Origin of the sequence: Neisseria blantyrii, assembly GCF_962747855.1 — a bacterium.
Taxonomy (GTDB): Bacteria; Pseudomonadota; Gammaproteobacteria; order Burkholderiales; family Neisseriaceae; genus Neisseria; species Neisseria viridiae.
Window position 1 is genome coordinate 1 of record NZ_CAUIZY010000016.1, and the last position, 16167, is coordinate 16167.

15 protein-coding genes, 1 tRNA gene and 1 riboswitch are annotated in these 16167 nt (G+C 54.0%); of the genes, 9 read left to right on the forward strand and 7 right to left on the reverse strand.

The genetic code is table 11. The features are described from left to right. Window positions 1-111: 111 nt before the first annotated feature. From nadD to ubiG, 5 genes are all read right to left on the reverse strand, one after another. Window positions 112-708, reverse strand: coding sequence for a nicotinate-nucleotide adenylyltransferase (gene nadD / locus Q9J80_RS10015; protein WP_304671714.1), 597 nt, complete (start codon window positions 706-708; stop codon window positions 112-114). Then, a complete protein-coding gene (locus Q9J80_RS10020; RefSeq protein ID WP_304671716.1) occupies window positions 705-1304 on the reverse strand; it encodes a beta-class carbonic anhydrase in 600 nt (199 codons plus the stop codon). Before Q9J80_RS10020 ends, nadD begins: the two co-directional genes overlap by 4 nt. 28 nt (window positions 1305-1332) lie before the next feature. Further along, window positions 1333-2874: an ABC transporter permease gene (locus Q9J80_RS10025; protein ID WP_304671715.1), complete on the reverse strand. Its 1542-nt coding sequence runs from the start codon at window positions 2872-2874 to the stop codon at window positions 1333-1335. A gap of 246 nt (window positions 2875-3120) precedes the next feature. Further along, a complete protein-coding gene (gene thrB, locus Q9J80_RS10030) occupies window positions 3121-4038 on the reverse strand; it encodes a homoserine kinase (RefSeq protein WP_301673285.1) in 918 nt (305 codons plus the stop codon). A gap of 36 nt (window positions 4039-4074) precedes the next feature. Next, a complete protein-coding gene (gene ubiG / locus Q9J80_RS10035; protein WP_301673286.1) occupies window positions 4075-4803 on the reverse strand; it encodes a bifunctional 2-polyprenyl-6-hydroxyphenol methylase/3-demethylubiquinol 3-O-methyltransferase UbiG in 729 nt (242 codons plus the stop codon). Window positions 4804-4955: 152 nt separating this feature from the next. On the opposite strand from ubiG, the gene Q9J80_RS10040 reads away from it, so the two are divergent. Then, window positions 4956-6197 (forward strand): aromatic amino acid transporter, encoded by a 1242-nt coding sequence (locus tag Q9J80_RS10040; protein ID WP_301673287.1) that lies wholly within the window; start codon window positions 4956-4958, stop codon window positions 6195-6197. Window positions 6198-6266: 69 nt separating this feature from the next. Here the strand turns inward: Q9J80_RS10040 and Q9J80_RS10045 are convergent, their stop codons facing one another. Further along, window positions 6267-7919, reverse strand: a complete 1653-nt coding sequence (locus tag Q9J80_RS10045; RefSeq protein WP_301673288.1) for an LTA synthase family protein — start codon at window positions 7917-7919, stop codon at window positions 6267-6269. 142 nt (window positions 7920-8061) lie between these two features. On the opposite strand from Q9J80_RS10045, the gene gmhB reads away from it, so the two are divergent. From gmhB to Q9J80_RS10070, 5 genes are all read left to right on the forward strand, one after another. After that, window positions 8062-8625, forward strand: coding sequence for a D-glycero-beta-D-manno-heptose 1,7-bisphosphate 7-phosphatase (gene gmhB, locus Q9J80_RS10050; RefSeq protein WP_301673289.1), 564 nt, complete (start codon window positions 8062-8064; stop codon window positions 8623-8625). Between the two features lie 28 nt (window positions 8626-8653). Further along, window positions 8654-9397 (forward strand): lysophospholipid acyltransferase family protein, encoded by a 744-nt coding sequence (locus tag Q9J80_RS10055; protein ID WP_301673290.1) that lies wholly within the window; start codon window positions 8654-8656, stop codon window positions 9395-9397. Further along, window positions 9394-10083, forward strand: a complete 690-nt coding sequence (locus tag Q9J80_RS10060; protein ID WP_301670258.1) for a YgjP family zinc-dependent metalloprotease — start codon at window positions 9394-9396, stop codon at window positions 10081-10083. Before Q9J80_RS10055 ends, Q9J80_RS10060 begins: the two co-directional genes overlap by 4 nt. 53 nt (window positions 10084-10136) lie before the next feature. Continuing rightward, window positions 10137-10415 (forward strand): hypothetical protein, encoded by a 279-nt coding sequence (locus Q9J80_RS10065; RefSeq protein ID WP_301673291.1) that lies wholly within the window; start codon window positions 10137-10139, stop codon window positions 10413-10415. 713 nt (window positions 10416-11128) lie between these two features. Further along, window positions 11129-11473 carry a hypothetical protein gene (locus tag Q9J80_RS10070; RefSeq protein WP_304671712.1) on the forward strand — a complete coding sequence of 115 codons (345 nt, stop codon included), beginning with the start codon at window positions 11129-11131 and terminating at the stop codon, window positions 11471-11473. 265 nt (window positions 11474-11738) lie between these two features. Here Q9J80_RS10070 and thiC read toward each other — a convergent pair whose 3' ends face one another. Beyond that, window positions 11739-13640 carry a phosphomethylpyrimidine synthase ThiC gene (thiC, locus tag Q9J80_RS10075; RefSeq protein ID WP_301673292.1) on the reverse strand — a complete coding sequence of 634 codons (1902 nt, stop codon included), beginning with the start codon at window positions 13638-13640 and terminating at the stop codon, window positions 11739-11741. 89 nt (window positions 13641-13729) lie between these two features. After that, window positions 13730-13829, reverse strand: a riboswitch (TPP riboswitch). Between the two features lie 149 nt (window positions 13830-13978). Here thiC and Q9J80_RS10080 point away from each other — a divergent pair. The 3 genes from Q9J80_RS10080 (at window position 13979) to Q9J80_RS10090 (ending at window position 16125) form a co-directional block, all read left to right on the forward strand. After that, window positions 13979-14055: transfer RNA gene (locus Q9J80_RS10080), tRNA-Met, on the forward strand. 244 nt (window positions 14056-14299) lie between these two features. Then, the gene (locus Q9J80_RS10085) at window positions 14300-15175 is read left to right on the forward strand and encodes an NUDIX hydrolase (protein WP_301673293.1); all 876 of its coding nucleotides are present in this window, start codon (window positions 14300-14302) and stop codon (window positions 15173-15175) included. A gap of 8 nt (window positions 15176-15183) precedes the next feature. Further along, window positions 15184-16125: an ABC transporter ATP-binding protein gene (locus Q9J80_RS10090; RefSeq protein WP_301673294.1), complete on the forward strand. Its 942-nt coding sequence runs from the start codon at window positions 15184-15186 to the stop codon at window positions 16123-16125. The last annotated feature ends 42 nt before the right edge of the window (window positions 16126-16167 follow it).

Here is a 16167-nt window from a genome sequence, read left to right on the forward strand (position 1 = left end):
GATCTCTTCGCTTGTTTGAGTTTCCCAATTCTCAATATGATGCTTCAGTTCGATTATTTTATTAACTCGAAGTTTAGTTTTGCTGTTCATATTTCTAGTGAGTATTATTTATCATAATTTTTCGTACAGCCAGTGTTCTCGGATATAACGGGCGGCGGCAGGTGGGATGCCGTCTGAAACACCGGCGCGGCGGATTTCCGTTGACGACACATTATGCATCGGGGCGGACAAGATGCGGACGCTGCCGTCCTGAAGGGACTTGCCCAGCCATGCGTGCAGTTCGCGCGGGGTTTGGTGCAGGCTGTCGCCCTGCCGCATGGCGACGGCAATATTGGTTTCGCGCACGAGCATCTGCCATTTTTTCCAAGTATGCAGCTTCATCAGGCTGTCGCTGCCCATCAGCCACCAAAGTTGCGCGGCGGGGAACTGCTGGCGGAAAATTTGGACGGTGTCGAAAGTATAAGTCTCGCCGTGACGGACGATGTCGCAGTCGCTGACGGCAAAACGCGCGTCTTCTGCCGTCGCCAGTTCGACCATGGCAAGGCGGTCGGCGGCGGAAGCGGAGGCGGCGTCTTTGTGGTAGGGGCCGCCTGCCGGTAGGAAAACAACCGTGTCCAAGCCGATTTCGTCTGCAAAGGCGCGGGCGATGTGGAGATGTCCGTTGTGTATCGGGTCGAAAGTGCCGCCGAACAGTCCGATTTTTTTCATGATGTTTCCGTTCCTTCCGATAAGTCCATGCCGTCTGAAACACTGCCGTCCACAATCAGGGTCAGTTTGCCGGTAACGGGATGGATGACTAATCCGTGAACGGCAATATGGCGCGGCATCAGCGGATGGCGGCGGATGAGTTCGACCGTATGGCGCACGCTGTCTTCGACGTTGTCGAAACCGGTCAGCCAGCCGTCGAGGTCGACACCTGCATAACGCAGGGTTTCGATACGGTCTTCGGGAATCCTGCTTTCCCGGACGCGCCCGAGGAATTCTTCGGCATTCAGCCCCTGCATACCGCAATCGTGGTGGGCGATGACCATAATTTCTTTGACTTTCAGCTCAAACACGGCAACCAGCAGGCTCCGCATCACCGAACCCCACGGGTGCGTAACCAGCGCGCCGGCATTTTTAATCAGCTTGGCATCGCCGTTTTTCAAACCCAAGGCATCGGGCAGCAGCTCGATAATCCGCGCATCCATACAGGACAAAACCGCCAGCCCGCGTTCGGGGTATTTGTCGGTAAAGTATTTTTCATATTCGCCCGACTCGACAAACTGCCGGTTGTGGGCAAGGATGTTATCCAACTCGCTCATTTTGCCGTCCTCTGAAAAAGGGTTCACATTATAACGTTTCCGTCCGTTTTCCGCCTTCGCCGCCGTCCAGCAGCAGGAAAATGCCCAGCGCGAACGCCGACAACAGCAGGGTCAACACCATTGCCCGCGCATAATTATCCTCACCCGCGCGTCCCAAATAGGCATAAATCAAAGTCGTCAACGTCTGCCATTCCGGACGCGACAGGAACAGGGTTGCCGCAAATTCGCCCACACAGGTTGCCGCCGCCAAAGTCAGACCGCGCCGCAACGCCGGTTTCAAGAGGGGGAGCGTGATACGGTATGCCGTCTGAAAGCCGTTTGCGCCCAAACCCGCCGCCGCCCTGCCGTAATCCGGCGGCAGTGCATCCCAGGCTGATAAAACATCTTTTGCCACAAACGGATAAGCCAGCAGCGCATACATCGCCAACAGCAGCGGCAATGAAGCCGTCCACTGCGGATAAAGCAGCAGCACGCCCGCCGAAACACAAACCGGCGACACCATAAACGGCAAAAACATCAGCCCGCGCATCCACGCCAGCCGCCGCGCCGCCGCCGCATACACCACACCCAAAACCGCCGCCGCAAACACCGCCGCCGCCGAAAAGCGCAAAGTATTCCACACCGCCTGCCACGTTTCACTTTCCATTAACACACGCCACGATTCTCCGGCCGACCACGCTTTCACAACAATTGCCGACAAAGGAAACAGGCAGCACACGGACAACACCGCCGCCGCAAACGCCAGCAGCACATATTCCCCGACCGACTGCGGTTCAGACGGCATCACAGGGGAAACCGCCTTATCCGAACCCGCGCGTCTGCCGAACCACGCATACAGCAATCCCGCTGCCGCCGTTACCCCCAACACCAGCCACACCAGTGCCGAAGCCCCCGCCATATCGAGTTCGAACATAACCAATTGGTAAATTTCCACTTCGACCGTGGCATAACGGCTGCCGCCCAGCAGCAATGCCAGCCCGAACCCCGAAAAACAATACAGAAAGACAAGGCACACGCCGCTGGCAAGCCACGGGCGCAAAACGGGCATTTCAATGTTCCAAAACCGCCGCCACGCCCCCGCGCCCAATGTCCGTGCCGTCTGAAGCCGTGCCGCAGGCACTTGAACAAACCCCTGATATGCCGCCCTGACCAACACAGGAAGGTTGAAAAACACATTGCCGTACAACAACAGATACGGCGTATCCTGCCAGCCGCGCCACAACAGGCCGTCCGCCCCGAACAGAGCCAGCACGCCCACGCCCGCCACCAGCGTCGGCATCACGAAAGGCAGCATCAGCAGGCGCAGCACCAAAGCCCGCCCCGGGAACGCCAGCCGCGCCAGCACCCACGCGACAGGTACGCACAAGGGAAGCACCAAGATACAGGTTGCCGCCGCCTGAAACACCGTCCACGCCAAACGTTTGAGCATATAGGCATCCGACAGCACCGCGCGCCACGCCAAACCGTCATACGCCGCCACCGCCCACAAAGGCGCAACGACCATTACCGCCAAAAAAGCCGAAGGCAGCAGGGCAAAAGCACCCCGTACCGCCCAACGCCGTCCATCCATCGCCTTCCCCACTTCAAAACATAACGGCTGGATTGTACCCAAAGCCAACCAAAAATGACTGCACAATTTTATCCGTCGCCGTCAAACCGCCGCAGCCAACCGCCGGAATTCAGAGTCGGACACCGGCGCGGGTGCGTAACAAAGCAGCCGAAACCGGTACGCCGAACCGGAAAACATATTCAAACCCGAAACAAAATGCCGTCTGAAGCCCTTTCAGACGGCATTTCTGCCAAACGCCGGACGCACTCAATCCAAACTCAACAGCAGGTTGCGGAACGCGTTCGGGTCTTTGATAAACGTCATCTCGCCCGCCTGAGGAAAATGAAAGTCCAACAGGCGCGACACCCAAAAACGGATGCAGCCGGCACGTTGGGCGGTCGGGAAATACGCCTTTTCTTCGGCACTCAAGGGGCGCACGCCCTCATAACCGCCGATAAACGCCTTTTTCAACGCCTCATCCAACTTATTGTCCGCCGTCCTTGCCCAATCGTTGACCGCAATCGCCAAGTCATACATAAAATTGCCCCGGCAGGCGTAATAGAAATCGATGAAACCCGACACCCGTCCGCCGTCAAGCAACACATTGTCTTTAAACAAATCGGCGTGGATGATGCCCGAAGGCAGATGGTTGCCGAGGTTTCCCTTCAGCGCGTCGATTTCGGAACACAGCAGCGCGGCATCGTCTTGCGACAGGACGGGCAGCAGCCGGGCACACGCCTCCGTCCACCACGCATCGTAACGCGGGTTTTCCATTTCCAAAGGGAAATCGGCGGCGGCAAGGTGCATTTTCGCCAACATCGCGCCGGTATGGAAACACTGTTCCGTCGTCGGCAGCGCGGTGTCCGAACCTTTCAGGCAGGCAACCAGGCAGGCGGGCTTGCCCGCCAAAACAGAATCAAGCCGGCCGTCTTTGCGCGCAACCGGCGCGGCAACCGCCACGCCCTTCATACTCAAATGCCGGTTAAGCTCCAGAAAAAACGGCAGCTCTTCCTGTTTCAACACTTCAAACACGGTCAGCACATAACGTCCCGAAGTCGTCGTCAGAAAATAATTGCTGTTGGTAATCCCCTGCGCGATACCCTGCAGGGAAACAAATTCCCCCAAATCGTAACCGCTCAGGAAGCCACGCATTTCATCATCGGAAACACTGGTATAGACAGACATATCAACTCACTTGCTCAAAAACGTGCAAACCCGCCGTCAGAACGCCGGACGGCAGGCAAACATATAATTCACATCGGTCGAATCGCACAGGGCATAAGTTTGCGACAACACATGGTAAGTCATACCCTTTGTATCCGCCACATCCAAGCCCGCCTGACGGCACATCCGCGCCAGCTCGGCAGGCGCGATGAATTTTTTCCAGTCGTGCGTGCCTTTGGGAACAAACTTCAACAGATATTCCGCCGCCACAATCAGATGCAGGTACGATTTCGGGTTTTTATTGATGGTAGAAAAAAACACCATGCCGTCCGGTTTGACCAGCTTGGCACAAGCACGCACGATGGCGGCGGGATCGGGGACGTGTTCCATCATTTCCATGCACGTTACCACATCGAACGAGTGCGGTTCCGCCCCGGCAAGGTCTTCCACGCGGATACATTCGTATTCAATATCGGCGACATTGTTCAAAGCCGCGTGCAGGCGGGCGGTTTCCAGCGACTGCTCCGCCATGTCGATGCCCTTTACAAACGCCGCGCCGCGCCGCACCATGCTTTCCGCCAAAATCCCGCCGCCGCAGCCCACATCCAAAACCCGTTTGCCACGCAAATCCGCGTGTCCGTCGATATAATCGAGCCGGAGCGGATTGATGTCGTGCAAGGTTTTGAACTCGCCCGACTTGTCCCACCATTTGTCGGCAATCCGGCTGAATTTGGCGATTTCCCGTTCATCGACATTATATTTTTTGTCGGACATTTTCCCTCCCATCTGACGAACCGCCCCACTCCAAAACCCAAGATTATACTATGGAACACGATGCCGTCTGAAAGCCTTTTCGGGCGGTGCGGCGCAAATACCTTACAAACCCTTACACTTTACGGCATAATGGCAGCCGCGCATTTCTAGAAGAAAGATAAACAATGTCAACCAAAACCCCTTCCCTGTTCGGCGGCGCGATGATTATCGCCGGTACGGTTATCGGCGCAGGCATGCTTGCCAACCCGACCGCCACATCCGGCATATGGTTTACCGGCTCGCTGGCCGTGTTGCTGTACACCTGGTTTTCCATGCTCTCCAGCGGCCTGATGATTTTGGAAGTCAACACCCACTACCCCCACGGCGCAAGTTTCGACACGATGGTCAAAGACCTGCTCGGACGCGGCTGGAACATCATCAACGGCGTTGCCGTCGCCTTCGTACTATACCTGCTCACCTACGCCTACATCTTCGTCGGCGGCGACCTGACCGCCAAAGGCATCGGCAACGCCTTGGGCGGCAATGTTTCGCTTACCGTCGGACAACTCGTCTTCTTCGGCATCCTCGCCTTTTGCGTGTGGGCATCCGCACGCTTGGTCGACCGATTCACCGGCATCCTCATCGGCGGCATGGTATTGACCTTTATTTGGGCAACCGGCGGCCTGATTGCCGATGCCAAGCCGTCCGTCCTCTTAGATACCCAAGCCCCCGCAGGCACCAGCTACTGGATTTACGCCGCCACCGCCCTGCCCGTCTGCCTCGCTTCCTTCGGCTTCCACGGCAACGTCTCCAGCCTGCTCAAATACTTTAAAGGCGACGCGCCCAAAGTGGCGAAATCCATCTGGACGGGCACACTGATTGCGCTGGTAATTTACGTCCTCTGGCAAACCGCCATCCAAGGCAACCTGCCGCGCAGCGGGTTCGCCCCCGTCATCGCCGCCGAAGGGCAAGTCTCCGTCCTGATTGAAACCCTGTCCAAATTCGCCCAAACCGGCAATATGGATAAAATATTGTCCCTGTTTTCCTATATGGCGATCGCCACCTCGTTTTTAGGCGTAACGCTCGGACTCTTCGACTACATCGCCGACATCTTCAAATGGAACGACAGCGTGTCCGGCCGCACCAAAACCGCCGCGCTGACCTTCCTGCCGCCTCTGATTTCCTGCCTGCTCTTCCCCACCGGCTTCGTTACCGCCATCGGCTACGTCGGCCTGGCGGCAACCGTCTGGACAGGCATCATCCCCGCCATGCTGCTCTACCGTTCGCGCAAAAAATTCGGTGCAGGCAAAACCTATAAAGTTTACGGCGGCTTGTGGCTGATGGTTTGGGTCTTCCTTTTCGGCATCATCAACATCGCCGCACAGGTATTGAGCCAAATGGAACTCGTCCCCGTATTTAAAGGATAAAGGCAAAATGCCGTCTGAAGCCCTGTTCAGACGGCATTTTTGCAACCGTTGCAGCCGTGCGACAAAAAGCTAACGGGCAATTTTCAAAACGTCGTACAGATAGTTGCGGTAATTTCCGACCAACTCCCAGTTCGGGCAGTCTTCCAACCCTCCGCCGCACAAACCGCGCATCGCCATATTCGCACGCATGAAGCCGTCTTTGGCTTCCAAACCCGCCGCCTCCATCAGCACGCCGCCTGCAAAGGCAAGGTCGAGGAAATCCTGCCGCTGTACGAATCCTCCGGCAATATTGCTCCTGACGGCAAACTGCGTTACATAATCCGGCTGAGCGTAATCCCATTTCTTCCTGACGGACACGCCCTCAAACGGTACCTGATGATCGCCGAAATAACCGAAAACAAAGGGTTTGCCGCGTTCGTGCAGATAACGGTCGAAACTTTCCACTGCTTTGTCCAAATCGGCAATGCGCCCGATGTAGTCATTAAGTGCGGATACGGTTTTCGCATTCAAATCGGGCGCATCCAAATCAAACACATTGTCGGTATCCGTCCGATACGGCCCGTACTCCTTCATGGTCAGCACATATACGAACATCGGCTGCCGCACGTTTTCCAAATCGGGATGGCGTTTTTCGAGAATCATCCGCGCATACTGCATCATTTCCTCACTGGAAATGTGCCACAGGTTTTTGCCCATCGGCGCGGGATAGCCCAAATCTTGCGGCTGGAACATCAGATTAAAGCCGAAATGGTCATATGCGGCCTTGGCATTGTAGTTGCCCTTGGTAAACGGCGAGAGTGCCACGCAAAAATAACCGTGTTCGCGCAGGTTGCGGACAAAACCGGTCTGCAAATGCGGTACGACCGAGTAAAACACGCCGCTTGCCAACGCGCCGAAATCCGTGGACGGAACACCCGCCAAAAACGCAAATTCGGACTTCCACGTTGCGCCGCCGAAAGTATGCACGCGCAAAGGTGAGGAAAATACGGTATCTTCCTGCCGTCCGAACATTTTCAAATCGGGAATCTTGGCGGCGGCAAAGTCGAAACAGTGCGGATCGAGCGTCGATTCCATCAGGGTAACGACAATATCGGGTTTTTCATCCGACATCCCGCACGGCTGGGTTTCAGACGGCATCTGCCTGGCAAACGCTTCCCCGTCGCCCTCGAACACGGGTACTTGGAAAAACACCGCCCGACAGGACATCGGCAGGTTCAAAAACACATCGCGCCCGTCGTCCGGCAGCGAGTCCAGCCACGTCTTTACCGCGCCCGGATGTTTGGAAAAATGCCGCATCGACACGAACGCCGCCGCAAACAACGCCGCGCCTGCCCACCGCCACGGCACACCCAAAGCATCCGCACCGCTCCAGCCGAAAACCGCATATGCCGCCAAAGCCAGCAGCCCCGCCATACCGATAACCGCTTCCTTATAATGGAACAGCGTTTCCCAATTCCGCCAGTCGGCAATCAGCAAAAAGTCGGAAATCAACAGCGGCTGTTTGTAATAATGGATTTTCAGCCTGTGGAACAGTATCAGCACCACAAACCAGACCGAAGCGAAATTCAAGGCGCGCTGCCACTGAGCCGTCAACATCAGCATACCGCCCGCCAAAAAGACAAACAGCGCGGACGCGAAAAAATACGTCCAGCGGTAGTGCGACCTGATAATCAGCACCAACGCCGCCGTTACAAACAAAAATAGGAAAGCATAGGCAACCATCCCGCCCCACTCCTCAAAACGGCATACCTGTGCCGTTGCGAATTATTATCGAAAGCGTGCATTATAATACAGCACAGGCGCATTTCCACCGATATTTCAGTATAATGCCATCCCCGAACCTGCCCAACCCAAAGGAACCGTGATGAAACTCATCATTCTCGACCGCGACGGCGTCATCAACCAGGACCGCGACGACTTCGTCAAATCCGTTGACGAGTGGATACCTATCGAAGGCAGCATGGATGCGGTGGCATTCCTGACGCAGGCAGGCTGCACCGTTGCCGTCGCCACCAACCAATCCGGCATCGGCCGCAAATATTTTACCGTTCAAGACCTCACCGAAATGCATGCCAAAATGCACCGCCTCGTCCGTCAGGCCGGCGGCGAAATCAACGGCATCTGGTTCTGCCCCCACACCAACGCCGACAACTGCAACTGCCGCAAGCCCAAACCGGGCATGATTGAAGACATCATTGGACGCTTCAACGCCCAAGCCTCGGAAACCTGGCTGGTCGGCGACAGCCTGCGTGATTTGCAGGCAATCGATGCCGTCGGCGGAAAACCCGCGCTGGTTCTGACCGGAAAAGGCAAAAAAACGCTCTCCCAACACGGACACGAATTACCCGAACACACACAGGTTTTCGATACCCTGCTCGATTTCTCACAATACATCATGCAGGAAAACGCCGCACCGCAAGCCGACTGAACATACCGCATTCCGACAAGGCAAAACCATGCTGATCATCCGCAACCTGATTTACTGGCTGATACTCTGTTCCAGCCTGATTTTCCTCTTTCCCTTTATGCTGCTCGCTTCGCCTTTCTGGGACGGTGCGCACAAGATGGCGCGGGTCTGGGTCGGCATCCTCAACTGGTCGCTCAAACACATCGTCGGGCTTAAATACCGCATCATCGGCGCGGAAAACATCCCCGACCGCCCCGCCGTCATCTGCGCCAAACACCAAAGCGGCTGGGAAACGCTTGCCCTTCAGGACATTTTTCCGCCGCAGGTTTACGTTGCCAAACGCGAGTTGTTCAAAATCCCCTTTTTCGGCTGGGGTTTGAAGCTGGTCAAAACCATAGGCATAGACCGCAACAACCGCCGCGAAGCCAACGAACAGCTCATAAAACAGGGGTTGGCGCGCAAAAACGAAGGCTATTGGATTACCATTTTCCCCGAAGGCACGCGCCTTGCACCCGGAAAACGCGGCAAATACAAGCTCGGCGGCGCGCGCATGGCGAAAATGTTTGAGATGGACATCGTCCCCGTCGCCCTCAACAGCGGCGAATTTTGGCCGAAAAATTCCTTTCTGAAATATCCGGGGGAAATCACCGTCGTCATCTGTCCGCCTATCCCGCACGCAAGCGGTAGCGAAGCCGAACTGATGGAAAAATGCGAACACCTCATCGAAACGCAGCAGCCGCTTATTTCCGGCGCAGGCCCGTTTGCCGCCAAAATGCCGTCTGAAACCGTATGACCGCCTTTGTCCACACCCTTTCAGACGGCATGGAACTGACCATAGAAATCAAACGCCGTGCCAAGAAAAACCTGATTATCCGCCCTATCGGCACACATACCGTCAGTATCAGCGTCCCACCGCACCTGTCCGCCGCCGCCCTCAACCGCTGGCTGTATGAAAACGAAGCCGTCCTGCGCCGCACCCTTGCCAAAACGCCGCCGCAAACTGCCGAAAACCGGCTGCCCGAATCCATCCTCTTCCACGGCAGGCGGCTTGCCCTCACCGCCCATCAAGACACGAAAATCCTGCTGATGCCGTCTGAAATCCGCGTCCCCGAAGGCGCGCCCGAAAAACAGCTTGCGCTGCTGTGGGACTTTTTGGAACTGCAGGCGCACAGTTACCTGATTCCCCGTCTCGAACGCCACGCCCGAACCGTCCGCCTGTTCCCAACCGCCGCCGCACTGACCTCCGCCAAAACCTTCTGGGGCGTGTGCCGCAAAACCACGGGCATACGCCTCAACTGGCGGCTGGTCGGCGCACCGGAATACGTTGCCGACTATGTCTGCATACACGAACTCTGCCACCTCGCCCATGCCGACCACAGCCCCGCCTTTTGGGAACTGACCCGCCGCTTCGCCCCCTACACGCCCGAAGCGAAACAGTGGCTCAAAATCCACGGCAGGGAACTTTTTATTTTGGAATAATGCCATCCGTTTCAGACGGCATTTCCGCATTCAACCTACACGGGAGATTCAATATGAAGAAACTCGCCGTCCTGACCGCGCTCGCCGGATGCAAAGAACAGGCTGCACAAAAACCACCTGTCGATCAAAGCAGGATATGTATATATTCTAATAACGAAGAAGCCCGGAAATGCGTAAACGGCGAACTGCCTTTCTTCAATCCGACCCAATGGGGAAATGAGCAACTCCCGCTCTTTGTGGTCGCCCAAAAAATATCGTTAAAAACGCACAAGAAAGAAGAATCTTGTATTTGGAACGAGAAATCAAGGCATTTCAAAAAAGAATTGATGTAATAAAAGGAAAATAAATGGACATAGTCTATCATTCTTTAAGTTCTATTAGTGAACTAGAATCAGTCAATATTAGCACAAACGCAAGTATATTAATTAGCTGTTACAAACTAAGAGAAAATATTGAATATTTAATAAAATATATCAAAAAGACGCCTATAGATTGGGTTATTATCATTGGAAAAAAATCTTCTAAGTATAGAAAATATTTTAGATTTATATTTGGAATCGGAGTCATATCATAATGATAAACTTCTAGATGTAATTACAACCTCTCTCCCATATCACCCTATTGATGATGTTTTATTTGAGTTCTTTACAATTTCGACGATGGGAAATGATAACCATACTTTAATTGCTATCCTAGATGAAAAAATACCAGAAGAGGTAGCATTAAAAGAAAATATTGATAAATTTACTTCTAATTTGATATATAAAAAATAATGCAGTAGCCCATATGAAACCTAAACTCAACTACTGCGACACCAACTACATAATACTTATGGACGCAATCTCTTGACCGAACACTTTTCAAATGTTACACAAAATAACAATAACATCGTCAGAACTTTTTCTACACAATACGGTAATTTTGAAGTTCGAGAATCGTTGTTTGCAAGTCCAAGTGGAAATTTTGTAAAATTTGAAACCACATATCAAGTATTACCAAACGGAACAAGGGTATTTAATACAGTAATTCCCAAAGTGGGACAATAATGTATGAAAATATGTTACTTAACGCAGATGAGTTAATGTGGTTTTTTGAAAAAGAACCAGTAATTAGCGAAGATGAAAGTTGTGTTATTTTTAAATTAAATGACGGTATCAATAATTTTGAAATTGCCTTTGGATATGCTTTGCCGTATGTATCCATAAAAGTTTTTTCATCTATTGGAATGATTTTATCATATTATTTAGAGCAAATTATTGAAATGAAAATAAAAAATGATGAGATAAGTGAATATCTTTATGTTGAATTAAAACAAAATAACGATGTTAGTAGTTTTAGCATAAGAATAAAACCACATATCCAAATAAACTTGCAATCGCTTTGTAGCTAATAAGCAGTAGTGTGAGCAACTTTTTTGGCATTTACTGCAATAACATTCAGAAACATTACCTACAACAATGCCGACGTCGTTTGCGTATTTACCGACAAAAGAGTGCAAAAGCCTGCCTCCGGCAGCGAATCGTCCGTAAGCGGATCGGTTTCTGCAAAATAGGCTTCCGTCCGCACACCGGCTCAGAACCGTACCCCGTTTGAAAACAAAAATGCCGTCTGAAACCCGACATCCGGGCTTCAGACGGCATTTTTTGCTTGACGTTTTAGCTGTAAAGCTTCGCTCCTTTTTTGACGAACTCAATCGCTTTTTCCTCCATACCCTGCCGTTGGGCTTTTTGCTTGTCGGCGTAGTCGCGCACTTCCTGGGTGATTTTCATCGAGCAGAATTTGGGGCCGCACATTGAGCAGAAGTGGGCGATTTTCGCGCCTTCGGCGGGCAGGGTTTCGTCGTGGAAGCTCTCGGCGCGTTCGGGGTCGAGGCTGAGGCGGAATTGGTCGCGCCAGCGGAATTCGAAACGCGCCTTGCTCAGGGCGTTGTCGCGCAACTGTGCACCCGGCCAGCCTTTGGCGAGGTCGGCGGCGTGGGCGGCAAGTTTATAGGTGATGATGCCGGTACGCACGTCTTCTTTGTCGGGCAGCCCCAAATGTTCTTTCGGGGTAACGTAACAAAGCATCGCCGTGCCGTACCAGCCGATATTGGCCGCGCCTATGCCCGAGGTGATGTGGTCGTAGCCGGGGGCGATGTCGGTAACGAGCGGGCCAAGTGTGTAGAAAGGCGCTTCAAAGCAGTGTTGCAGCTCTTCGGTCATGTTTTCTTTGACGCGTTGCAGCGGCACATGGCCGGGGCCTTCAATCATGACTTGTACGTCGTGTTTCCACGCTTTGGCGGTCAATTCGCCCAAGGTGTGCAATTCGGCGAATTGGGATTCGTCGTTGGCATCGGCAATGCAGCCGGGGCGCAAACCGTCGCCCAAGCTGAACGATACGTCATACGCCTTCATAATTTCGCAGATTTCGTCGAAATGCGTGTAGAGGAAGTTTTCCCGATGATGTGCCAAACACCATTTCGCCATGATGGAACCGCCGCGCGAGACGATGCCGGTGAGGCGGTTGGCGGTCATCGGCACATAACGCAGCAACACGCCCGCGTGTATGGTGAAATAGTCCACGCCTTGTTCCGCCTGTTCGATTAAGGTGTCGCGGAACAAATCCCAAGTCAAATCTTCGGCAATACCGCCGGTTTTTTCCAAAGCCTGATAGATAGGCACGGTACCGATGGGGACGGGCGCGTTGCGGATAATCCATTCGCGCGTTTCGTGGATATGCGCGCCGGTGGACAAATCCATAATCGTGTCCGCGCCCCAACGCAGCGACCACACCATTTTTTCGACTTCTTCGGTCAGACTGGAAGTGACGGCGGAGTTGCCCAAGTTGCCGTTGATTTTGACGCGGAAGTTGCGGCCGATAATCATCGGTTCGAGTTCGGGGTGGTTGATGTTGGCAGGGATAATCGCGCGTCCGGCGGCGATTTCTTGGCGCACGAATTCGGGCGTGATTTGGTCGGGATGGGTCGGGATGTTCGCGCCGAAACTTTGTCCTGCGTGCTGTTTCAAGAGCTTGGCGTATTCCGGTTTTTGGGACAATTCGTCTAATTTTAAACGTTCGCGTATGGCGACAAACTCCATTTCGGGCGTGATAATGCCTTGGCGCGCGTAGTGAAGCTGGGTTACATTGCGGCCGCTTTTCGCGCGGCGCGGACGGGTGATTTGGTTGAAACGCAGATGGGCGGTTTGCGGGTCGTGTGCGCGTTCGATACCGTATTCGCTGGAGAGTTTGGGCAGGATTTCGGTATCGCCGCGTTCGTCCAGCCACGCCGTGCGGATGTGCGGCAGGCCTTGTTTCAGGTCGATATGCGCCGCCGGATCGCCGTACACGCCGCTGGTGTCATAGACGGGAATCGGCGGATTGGCTTCCGTACCTTGCGCCGTGTAGGTGTCGTCCTGACGGATTTCGCGCAAAGGCACGCGGATGTCGTCGCGGCTGCCTTGCAGATATACGCGCTCGGAGTTCGGATATTTGAAGCGGATGCCGATGTCTTCGCTCAAATCGGCAAGCTCGCGCGCTTCGTTGCCGGAAGTTTTGGCGGTTTTTTTTGGCGTAGTCATAAAAAATGCTCCTGTTTTCTCGTTTAGGATAAGAAACAGGAGCGTTTTGCGTTTTCAGACGGCATTTGAAAACCAATGCCGTCTGAAAGGCAGAATCCGTGAAAACTCCCCACGCAGGTATTATCCCGATCGGGTGTAAAGGGTATTTCTCAGCCGCCCAATTGTCGGGCAGCACCCCTGTTTCAATGTTAATCAAAATTAAATCACGAACATGAACTTTTGTAAAGAAAATAATATTTCAAATCAGGCATAAACCGCCGGACGGCAAAATTTTATGATTTTTCGCAGAAATAATGTTTGACAACATAAAAAATCTTCCGTATAGTTTTACTTTCTGACGCGGGATGGAGCAGCATGGTAGCTCGTCGGGCTCATAACCCGAAGGTCGTAGGTTCGAATCCTGCTCCCGCAACCAAATATCAAACCCCTCGGTTCAATGCCGAGGGGTTTTGTTTTGCCTGTTTCCTGTTTCCTGTTTCCTGTTTCCTGTTTCCTGTTTCCTGTTTCCTGTTTCCTGTTTCCTGTTTCCTGCTGCCTCCGTTTTTTGCCGGATTTTCCTTCCTGCCGCAATATCGGAACGGCAGACCGCCGTCTGTTTGCGGTTGCAAATTCAGGCGGTTTGGCTACAATCTTCCGCATTATGTTCAAGAAAGCCGACTATGCCGACCGTCCGTTTTACCGAATCCGTCAGCAAACAAGACCTTGATGCCCTGTTCGAGTGGGCAAAAGCAAGTTACGGTGCAGAAAGCTGCTGGAAAACGCTGTATCTGAACGGTCTGCCTTTGGGAAACCTGTCGCCGGAATGGGCGGAACGCGTCAAAAAAGACTGGCAGGCAGGCTGCTCGGAGTCTTCAGACGGCATTTTCCTGAATGCGGACGGCTGGTCAGATATGGGCGGACGCTTGCAACATCTTGCCCGCAGTTGGCACTGTGCGGGGCTGCTAGACGGCTGGCGCAACGAGTGTTTCGACCTGACCGACAGCGGCGGCAATCCCTTGTTCACGCTCGAACGCGCCGCTTTCCGTCCGTTCGGGCTGCTCAGCCGCGCTGTCCATCTCAACGGTCTGACCGAATCGGACGGCCGATGGCATTTCTGGATAGGCAGGCGCAGTCCGCACAAGGCAGTCGATCCCGACAAACTCGACAATATTGCCGCCGGCGGTGTTTCCAGCGGCGAAATGCCGTCTGAAGCCGTGTGCCGCGAAAGCAGCGAAGAAGCCGGTTTGGATAAAACGCTGTTTCCGCTCATCCGCCCGGTATCGCAGCTGCACAGCCTGCGCCCCGTCAGCCGTGGCGTCCACAATGAAATCCTGTATGTATTCGATGCCGTCCTGCCCGAAGCCTTCCTGCCTGAAAATCAGGACGGCGAAGTGGCGGGTTTTGAGAAAATGGACATCGGCAGCCTGGTTGCCGCCATGTTGTCGGAAAACATGATGCACGACGCGCAACTGGTTACGCTGGACGCGTTTTGCCGTTACGGTCTGATTGATGCCGCCCACCCGCTGTCCGAGTGGCTGGACGGCATACGTTTATAGGATGCGCTATGCTTGAACTGAACGGACTCTGCAAACGCTTCGGCGGCAAAACGGTTGCCGACAACATCTGCCTGACTGTCGGGCGCGGCAAAATACTCGCCGTTTTGGGGCGGTCGGGCTGCGGAAAATCCACCCTGCTGAATATGATTGCGGGGATTGTCCGGCCGGACGGCGGCGAAATATGGCTGAACGGGGAAAACATTACCCGTATGCCGCCCGAAAAACGCCGTATTTCGCTGATGTTTCAAGATTACGCGCTGTTTCCCCATATGAGTGCGCTGGAAAATGCGGCATTCGGTTTGAAAATGCAAAAAATGCCGAAAGCCGAAGCCGAACGCCTCGCCTTGTCGGCACTTTCCGAAGTCGGGCTGGAAAACGAGGCTCACCGCAAGCCTGAAAAACTTTCCGGAGGCGAAAAGCAACGGTTGGCACTGGCGCGCGCTTTGGTTGTCCGCCCTTCCCTGCTGTTGCTGGACGAATCGTTTTCCAGTTTGGACACGCATTTGCGCGGCACGCTGCGCCGTATGACCGCCGAACGCATCCGCAAGGGCGGCATTCCTGCTGTTTTGGTAACGCATTCGCCCGAAGAGGCCTGCACGGCGGCAGACGAAATCGCCGTGATGCACGAGGGGAAAATCCTTCAATGCGGTACGCCCGAAACTTTGGTTCAAACGCCTTCCGGCGTGCAGGTCGCCCGTCTGATGGGTCTGCCCAACACCGACGATGACCGCCATATCCCGCAAAATGCCGTGTGCTTGGACAATCATGGAACGGAATGCCGTCTGCTCTCCCTCGTCCGCCTGCCCGACTCGTTCCGGCTTTCCGCCGTCCATCCCGAACACGGCGAGCTGACCTTAAACCTGACTGTCGGACAGCATACGGACGGTATTTCCGGAAACGGTACGGTACGCATCCGCGTCGATGAAGGGCGTATCGTCCGTTTCCGATGATGCGGCAGAAATGCCTGCCAAACAAAATGCCGTCTGAAAATT